6 protein-coding genes and 4 pseudogenes are annotated in these 8,899 nt (G+C 43.2%); all 10 read right to left on the minus strand.

The window, feature by feature from the left end:
- Positions 1-106 precede the first annotated feature (106 nt).
- Positions 107-1,207, minus strand: a pseudogene (locus H6G03_RS36125) (cytochrome P450); the annotation flags it as partial.
- A 113-nt stretch (positions 1,208-1,320) separates the two neighbouring features.
- A complete protein-coding gene (locus H6G03_RS36130) occupies positions 1,321-2,172 on the minus strand; it encodes an MBL fold metallo-hydrolase (protein WP_190475602.1) in 852 nt (283 codons plus the stop codon).
- Positions 2,162-3,274, minus strand: a complete 1,113-nt coding sequence (gene aroC, locus H6G03_RS36135) for a chorismate synthase (RefSeq protein WP_190475604.1) — start codon at positions 3,272-3,274, stop codon at positions 2,162-2,164. Before aroC ends, H6G03_RS36130 begins: the two co-directional genes overlap by 11 nt.
- A gap of 189 nt (positions 3,275-3,463) precedes the next feature.
- The gene (locus H6G03_RS36140; protein ID WP_190475606.1) at positions 3,464-3,910 is read right to left on the minus strand and encodes a hypothetical protein; all 447 of its coding nucleotides are present in this window, start codon (positions 3,908-3,910) and stop codon (positions 3,464-3,466) included.
- Positions 3,911-3,985: 75 nt separating this feature from the next.
- Positions 3,986-4,201, minus strand: a complete 216-nt coding sequence (locus tag H6G03_RS36145) for a hypothetical protein (RefSeq protein WP_190475608.1) — start codon at positions 4,199-4,201, stop codon at positions 3,986-3,988.
- Positions 4,201-4,776: a zeta toxin family protein gene (locus H6G03_RS36150; RefSeq protein ID WP_190475610.1), complete on the minus strand. Its 576-nt coding sequence runs from the start codon at positions 4,774-4,776 to the stop codon at positions 4,201-4,203. Before H6G03_RS36150 ends, H6G03_RS36145 begins: the two co-directional genes overlap by 1 nt.
- Before the next feature lie 11 nt (positions 4,777-4,787).
- Positions 4,788-5,573, minus strand: a pseudogene (locus H6G03_RS39940) (DUF1802 domain-containing protein); the annotation flags it as partial.
- A gap of 1,143 nt (positions 5,574-6,716) precedes the next feature.
- Positions 6,717-7,520, minus strand: a pseudogene (locus tag H6G03_RS39945) (ATP-binding protein); the annotation flags it as partial.
- Between the two features lie 40 nt (positions 7,521-7,560).
- Positions 7,561-8,238, minus strand: coding sequence for a hypothetical protein (locus H6G03_RS36160; RefSeq protein ID WP_190475613.1), 678 nt, complete (start codon positions 8,236-8,238; stop codon positions 7,561-7,563).
- 397 nt (positions 8,239-8,635) lie between these two features.
- Positions 8,636-8,899: pseudogene (locus H6G03_RS36165) on the minus strand (photosystem II q(b) protein); the annotation flags it as partial.

Here is an 8,899-nt window from a genome sequence, read left to right on the forward strand (position 1 = left end):
TAATTGTGCCGATGCACGATATGCCTACGGCACGCTGTGCGAAGGCACTCCTGCAAGTGCCTTAACAAAAGTTCATACAGTGTCGATTACTTTTGTCCGACTACTTAAAACGATCGGGATCGAATTGTTCGGGTTGGCTAAAAATGCGGCTATCTTGATGGGTTTCCGGGATGCGGTAGGTAATCTGCCAACCTTTGGGAACATAATAACCGTTAAATTCAAATGGCTCGATCGCACAGCGAAAACCACCGCCCACCGGCGGGTAAAGTCGTTCCACTTCTCGCAGCACTTGCTCTAGATAGGTCATTTGTTTGATCTGTTCCATTGTCAGGGAACCATCCCCCGCCAGCTTTTGTTGTTCGGCGCGGGCGCGTGTCCATACGTCGGGGTGCTGTGCTAGCGCCATGCAAAACGAAGTGAGCATGGATGTGGTTGTCTCGTGTCCTGCAAACAGCATTAGCAGCGCTTGGACTTTGAGTTCTTGCATACTCAAGCGGTTGCCTTCTTCATCGCGACTCTGGACTAGCAATCCCAAAGCATCCTGTGCGGGTTCTTGCTGCCTGTGCAGCACGGCTTTTTCGATGTGTACTAGGAGGCGATCGCGTGCCCGCAAAGCCCGCCCGTAGGTAGTCCAAGGCCAACGCAAGGGCACTGTAAAAAAGCCATCAGTCAGTTCGGTAAACCATTGACTCAGTTGCGTTGTCTCCTCTCCCGGTTCGCTACCGATAAGTAGAAAACTGGCAATTTCAAAAGTCAGTTGTTTGAATTCTGGAAACCAAGTAAAGCTGCCAAGACGCTCCCATTTTTGCAAATAATTTTGGGTCATGCGTTCCATGACGCTCAGGTAGTTGCCCAGCGCTTTACCGTGAAAAGCTGGCATGAGCAATTTGCGGTTTCGCTGATGTTCTGCTCCTTCTTGCAAAAATAGAGACTCACCCAGCAGTTCTTTGAAGGTATCGGGCCAACCTTCCCGCCAAGAAAACCGATCCATATGGCTTGACAAGATGAAGCGGTTCGCCTCCGCGCCTGTCATGAATACGGTAGGACGCCCCATGATGTGGGTTTTGAAAATCGGCCCATATTTTTTTTGGCGGTTATTTACAAAGTTGCGATCGCGCAAAAAGCTGACTGTTTCCCCAATCAACGGCAAACCAAAACTACCGGGGGGTAAAGGTAGCGACCCTCTGGCTTCGGTTGTTTTCGTCATCCCAGTTTCTCTCCCAATCAGAATTTTAGATTTTAGATTTTCTTCCTATCTAAAATCTAAAATTCCCGATTGACTTTTGACATTTGACTTTTAACTTTTGCCTTTCGCCTTTTTCACACCACCTTCAAAATCATTCCCTCTTGAGCTAGCACAGCTGTGGGGGAAACTGTTAACATCTTCTCTTTGAGTTGATCGAGAAAATCATCGCTGTGACCCGGTTCGTGGTGAAATTTCACAAATTTTTTCACCCCAGCTGCCTCAGCTATTTTTACTCCTTCTTCCCAGGTAGAGTGTCCCCACCCGACTTTGGGAGATTTCGGATTATGATACTCGGCATCGGTGTACATAGAATCGTAAATCAAAAAGTCGGCTTCGCGGGCCAGGTGCAGCACATTTTCATCCATACGATCGGGGAAATGTTCTGTATCGGTGCAGTAAAATACCGAGTGTCCCTGCCATGTCACTCGATATCCCATCGCTCCATTTGGGTGGTTGAGCGGCCCTGTTTCAATAGTGATATCATCTAGGGTGATAGTATCCCCGCAGACCATATCGTAGAATTTCAAATCTGCTTGCATTCCTTCTAGGGGCACTGGCGAATTCGGATGGAGTACTCTTTCGATGAAATGCTGTTTCATCGAACCCCCATCTTGTGGCACCGCTCCATATATATGAAAGCAATTACCTTTGATAAAAGCTGGAGTAAAAAAGGGCACTCCTTGAATGTGATCCCAGTGGTAGTGGGTAAAAAACATATATGCCTCTACAGGCATTTCCTTGAGTAAACTTCTACCCAATACGTGTAAACCGCTACCGCCGTCAAAGATGAGGCGCTTGCCACCTACCCGCATTTCTATACAGGAGGTATTGCCGCCATAGCGTGCGGTTTGGTTTCCAGGGGTGGGTATGCTACCTCGGACACCCCAGAACTGAACAACAAATTCGGAAGAAGGGCTAGTTTCCATCTGCATCTTCAAATTTCAAGGTGCCACATTGCCCCTGGTGCCGTAACAAATGATCGCACAGCACTAAAGCAACCATTGCTTCTACCATAGGCACGGCTCTAGGTAAAACGCAAGGATCGTGCCGTCCTTTGGCGGCGAGTGTTGTTTGTTCGCCTTCACGAGTCACGGTACGCTGCTCTTTACGAATAGTAGCTGTAGGTTTGAATGCCACTCGCATAATAATGTTTTCGCCGTTAGAAATGCCACCCTGAATGCCTCCAGAACGGTTAGTCGCAGTGCGAATATTACCGCTGGAGTCGATATAAAATTCGTCATTATGCTCGCTGCCCGTGAGCAGCGTACCTGCAAATCCAGAGCCTATTTCAAACCCTTTACTCGCCGGTAAGGACATCACACCCTTTGCTAGGTCTGCTTCTAGTTTATCGAATACTGGCTCGCCTAAGCCTTTAGGTAAGTTCCTCGCCACACATTCTACGACGCCGCCGATCGAATCGCCAGCTCGCCGCACTTCTTCGATTAGTTCGATCATCCGATCGGCACATTCGCCATCCGGACAGCGGACTATGTTGCTTTCTACCTGTTCCATCGTGATGGTGTTAGGATCGACGACGCCTTCTAGGTCTTTAATTCGCTTAACATAGCCGATTATTTCCACATTAGCGAACTGTTTAAGAATTTTTTTAGCGATCGCGCCTGCGGCTACTCTACCGATTGTCTCTCGCGCCGAAGATCTGCCGCCACCCTGCCAGTTGCGGATGCCGTATTTAGCGTCGTAAGTAGCATCGGCGTGGGAAGGGCGATATTTCTGGGCCATTTCATCGTAATCTTGCGGGCGGGTATCTTGATTTTTCACCAAAATTGCGATCGGCGTTCCCAGCGTTTTGCCTTCAAACACGCCTGATAGGATTTCGCAGGTGTCACTTTCTTTGCGCGGGGTGACGATTTTGCTTTGTCCCGGACGCCGCCTGTCTAATTCTACTTGAATCTCTTCGGCAGATATTTCCAGTCGGGGTGGGCAACCATCAATTACGACTCCCACGCCGCCGCCGTGGGATTCGCCAAATGTAGTGATGCGAAATAGATGACCGAAGATGTTGCCCATAAGGTTGTACTGAGGATCGAAATATTGATTTTAGCAGCGATCGAGCTTAACACCAAGATATTGTAAAGAGGTTTGCTGAAACCTCTTTACAATAGCTGTTTTCTGTCCGCTTGAGTTTGCTGTTCAGGTGGAGATGCCATATTCCAGCAATTTTACTTAGTTAACTCATGGCGATCCGGAAAAATGTTTTTATACTACTTCTAAGTCGCGCAGATAGTAAAACCGATCGCTATCGATATCCTGTCCTTCATCACATCCTAAGTAGCCTGTCAGCGGCGAGCAAAGTTCCATCAGTACCCCGTGCAATTCTTCCCGATTTAAAAAAGGCGGTGGCGCGTCAGCACTGGCATAATAGCCTTGCAATTCACTAAACTTAACACTTTCTGTATTACTTTTTTTTAAAATATGCTTGACTAACTGCACAAGGTACGATCGCAACTTTAGTTTACTGTAAACCAATTCGATATATTTCTCAACTGCATTATCAGCTTCTCCTGGATTCTGACAATCTTTCAGTTTAAATATATCTACGGCTCCAGGATACTGGCTTTGCAATTTGGCCAGTTTCTCAAGGGTTCCCGGTTGAATATCATCCATATCTTGTATCTTTGCTGCATTTTCAAGTATAATGTTCATTTTAGCTCAGTCGCTCGACATCTCGCGGATAAAGTAGAATCCATCGCTATCTTAAATTAATTTACCCCCATTCATCTATTTCTGCTGGGAATTTAAAGAAGAAGAATCCTCTGGTATAGAAATTTCTTCAGGAGGTATCCAGACAACTTTACCATCTCGCCACGCGGCTACAGGATTACCTAAAACTTTGTGTTTCCAAACAGCTTTTTGCACGGCTCGATTCAAAGCTCGATCGATCGAGATTCCCTCAGAAAAAATTTCTCCAATCCTTTGTTCATTTGTTGCATTCATTAGCTAAATACCTTTTTAATATTTCCCCATGTACTATTTTCATAAATTACCTCTTCAATTATTCCTCTGCCAGAAGCGATTAGGCAAGTTTCGGCTGGATTAGAATTATCATAAAACCGCCAGCTATCTGCTAAAGGTTGGTATAATTGAAAGAAATTTTGGATACCTGAATTATACCGCCTTCGTATAGTTTCTTCCGGGACATTATGACCGCCTTCGCGAACTCTTTGTTGGACGCGAGCGATCGCAACCTCTGGGCTAGGTAACCAAAGGAAAAGGAGGTAAAATACATAACCTGCTTGGCGTAAGTTAGCAATCCAAGGAGCAAAAGTTCGACTAGCTAGAGTAGTTTCAAAGGCAAAATTTGCTCTTTGATTGGCTAGTTGTTGTAATCGTTCTAGCATAATTCTTCCAGCTTGAAATGCCACTGCTTCTGGAGCAAATGCCGATAATCCTTGCGCGATCGCATCCGCGTTGACAAATTCATTTACTCCAAGCGTTTCTTGTAATAAGATAGGGGCAACTGTCGATTTCCCCGCACCATTTGGCCCTGCTATAACAATTAAGTTTGGCATATTCAAGCGGTTTATTCTATTGGCAAATCGCGGAGAAAGCAAAAGCGATCGCTCTGCCAATCACTACCTTTTTTCCGTCCTAAGTAACCTGTTAAAGGCGAGGAAAGTTCTAGGAGTAATTCGTGAACCAATCGTAAATCCTCTGGTTTAAAGGTTTGTTCCTTTTCCTTAAACACGGCATTATATTGGACACGAACTTCGGCTGTTAAATGTCCGCTTCCAGCTTCACCCAGTTGTTTTACTGCTTCAACGATATGCGATCTCAGTCTAATATCTTTCAAAACTTTTTCTATATATTCATGAATTTTGCTATCAATTTGACCCGCTTCTAAATATGGTTTTAGTTCAATTAGATTAACTGAGCCTGGATATTTTGCTTGTAGTTCAACTAGCTTTTGTAGAGTCATAGGTTTGATTATGCTAACTTTTGAGACTTCAGCTGATTCTCGAAGATTTTTAGTTGGCTCACCAGGGCCAATAATCAACCTGACAGCGGTCATATAGTTCTCTTTTAAGTGCCTTTTACCAATTCTGTCCAACTCTTCAACTGTGCGATCGGGAATACTTCTACCAGCTTTACACTCTCCAGCTAAAGGATATGGCTTTGAGCAAAATAAATCCAAACCGCCTGCGCCACCTTTGTAAGATTCATTAATCGTAAAACCTATAAATTCAAGGCTACGGCGTACAATATTTTCAAAATCTGTTCCTGCTTGATAATTGCTCTTTCCTTCATCCAGTTCTTTACTTCGATTACCCAGTTTAGTAATATTATCTATCCATGACAAATCCGAAGTAATTAGTTTTCCTTGCTTTTCATTAGCATCTTTTTCTGTAGCAATTGGGTCTGGAGATTCAATAATGACCTCTTCAGATTTATCGAGATCGATTATGTTAGGTATCTTACCTGTCGGCTCACTGATAATTTTCCGAATGATATAATTGTTAATAACTAGCTTTCTCTGGGCAATAAACTCTAAAATTTCCTTTTCTGTCAACCCGTGATCTACTTGACCAAGGTATACAGATCGAATAGCTAAAAGCGGTTTTATCGGATTTACTTTCAGTGGAACCCATTCCCCTCGCTTGGAAGATATAAGTTTATTTAAACACTCTTGAGCTTGAGTTGCTCCTGGGTTAATTTCTTTAGCACGAACTAAGCAACTACGATGTATTCCAAATGTTTTGAATGCAATTAGCCGCCTTAATCCAGCTAACACACTATGGGTACTAGATTGCTGAAGTACAGCCACTCCTATTTTGATTGCTTTGGCGTTTTGCTTAACTAAAATTTTGAAGTCAATGTAACCACTATTTTCTTTTTTTGGTTCAATCTCTTCAAGTCGGTAAACTTTTGCTTCTTCTATCGTTTCTCCAAGTTTAATCAGGCTTTGAAATCCCCACCTCAGAGCATCAGCAAGTGTCGCTTTATCTTCCATTAAGGTGTCTATAGACTGTTCAATTACTGTCATTTCTTTACTAAAAGCAACTTCAACAGGGTGAGGTGGTGTATCTGGTTGCTTAAAGCCATTATCTGAAGAAGATGTACTACTAACTTGAAAATTCGTTGCACACCATTGCAAAACTTTACGTACTGGCGGTTTTTCTTTAACTTGTTGTCTAAGTTGGTTTTCTGTAAATGGATAGAGGGGATGATGAGGAACTAAATTTTTTGACCTATAAAAGTCTTTAAGCCATAGAGTAACTAGCTGAACAATTGAGTCCCCATCCATAGGTCTTAACTCAATTGATTCTGTTGCCGCAGATGAAAGGCGATCTGGTATGCCGCCTGAAAGTTTTTTAATTTTTAATTTCCACGTATCTGGCATCATTACTGTTAAAATAACAACGCCTTTACTGGTACTCAATAGATTAAGACTGTCAAAAATATTTTTAACTAATCCAGCAACAGCTTCAGGTTTGTGAAAACTCCCTTCATCAAGGTTAACTATTTCTAGTTCATCAAAACAAATAACTACTGGTTTGTAGTCACTCAACAAAGTTAAAATTTGTAGTACGCTTTCAAATGCGTTGGCTTCTCGTTGTTCTTTATCAATGTTGGGTAGTCCTAATTCAGCAGCTTTTGCTTCTGATAAATCATTGCCAGATAACCATTTAATCGCGTAAGAGGCATTAGATTCTGAAAGTGTCCATAAAATAGCCCGAATAATATCCGGGTCACTATTAGGATGATTTTTGATAATTGACGCGGTTAAGTGATCTATTAAATTTTTGTTTTTAGCTAACGCATAGGAAAACTTTTTTTCAATCAAGTCTTTAGGAGAATTTTGCTTTTCTGTGGCTATATTTAACATGGCCGTAGCTAGTTCTTGCCACTGCTTTACTCCTTGGCTACCAACCTGGTTGAGGCTATCTGACAAAATTTGTAAAAACTGGTATTTTAGCAGATCTGAGTGAGTAAAACGATTAGCCCCAGCGTAGATAAATAAAGCGCTACCATGAGCTTGTAAATAGTGACGAATTCGACTTAAAAGGTGCGTTTTTCCTACTCCTTTTTCAGCGGTTATAGCGAGAGAAGTAACTTTGGCTTCACCAGAGCTAACTTGTTGAATGGCCTGAAAAACAGCATCAGAAGCATGAGCATTTAGAGTCGATAGATCGGGGAATCCTTGACCCCAAACATCGTTAACCCTAACAACAGCAGCCCTAGCAAAAGGGTTATGACTTTGGATAGCAGCGTTCAGTTTTTCTATGGGAGAAAAAGTAGATATGGTTGCGGTCATAAGTGTGAGGTAGAGAACTACTAAAAGGTCAAGTTTGAGTTTAGGGATTCAAGCGCTTGGCGTAGTAACGCAATCCACTTAATGGAGTGGTAATGGAGTCTTCAGCTTTATCAGGGCTCATATCTGGCATCTCTCCTCCCATAAATTGAAAAATATCATTAGCTTGCATTTCGAGTAGCCACTCGTTGAACTGCGATCGCGCAACCTTCTCCCCAATCTCCCGTCGTATCCTGTAAATTGGCACCAAGTTATCCAAGTTGTAATCACGGTTGAGTTTGTCGTAAACATCCAATGCCACACCCTTGAACTCGTCATAAGAAGCGATCGCACCCTCTACTCCCTTACCCGCAACAGCTGGTGCAGTTCCTCCATCACCTAGAGTTCCCCCCGCGCCGATCCACTTCAACAGCGCATTTGCGGTTTTTGCACCAACTTGGCTGCGAAAACGGAAATCGGGACTTTTCAAAATACCGCTCAACATCTCAACGCCTTTTGCAGGCATTTTGTATCCCTTCTTGGAAACTTCGATCGCACCTTCTCCCTGTAACTGATCGAAAAGCTCCTGAAAATCTCCCTTTTTCCCACCCTTGGGTACAATTCGTCTTGTCAGCTGTCCCGTCGCGACTTCCTGCTGCGATCCCCCTAAATCCCACAAAGCTAGCAACAGGCGAACTTTGGCGTGAGTATTTGTACTCTGTACATCTGTTTCGGATGGCATATCAAAACTTCCACAAATATTGGATTTGAAAATAACTGAAAAAAAGTAACCTATTAAAGTTTTCCCTATTCACAACCGTGGGCGCAACTCTCGCTACACTCACCCCGAACTGTTTACTTCTGAGATCTTTGATTTTCAGGCTTCTTTGATTCGATCGTCTACGAGCTATTTAACAAAATTTAAAATTCTTCTATTAGAAGAGCGATCGCTTTAATAATTTTTTCTCAAAAAATTTAGGTTTTGTGCGCGATCGGAAACTAAAATCATGGTGCGATCGAATTTCAATCCAATACCATAACTATATAAATTAGTCAACATAAATTGTTGCCTTTTTGCATAAAAAACAAAAAGCGCCCCCCTAAAAGGAGAGCGCTTTTTGTTTAGCTAAATCTCAAACTTAGCCATTGATAGCAGGAGCAGTCATAGCAACCGGAGCAGAAACACCAGCAGCCAAATCCAGAGGGAAGTTGTGAGCATTACGCTCGTGCATCACTTCCATACCCAAGTTAGCGCGGTTGATAATATCAGCCCAAGTTCCAATCACGCGACCTTGCGAATCCACAACCGATTGGTTAAAGTTGAAACCGTTGAGGTTGAAAGCCATCGTGCTTACACCTAAAGCGGTGAACCAAATACCAACCACCGGCCATGCACCCAAGAA

It is taken from the genome of Aerosakkonema funiforme FACHB-1375 (assembly GCF_014696265.1).
GTDB lineage: Bacteria > Cyanobacteriota > Cyanobacteriia > Cyanobacteriales > Aerosakkonemataceae > Aerosakkonema > Aerosakkonema funiforme_A.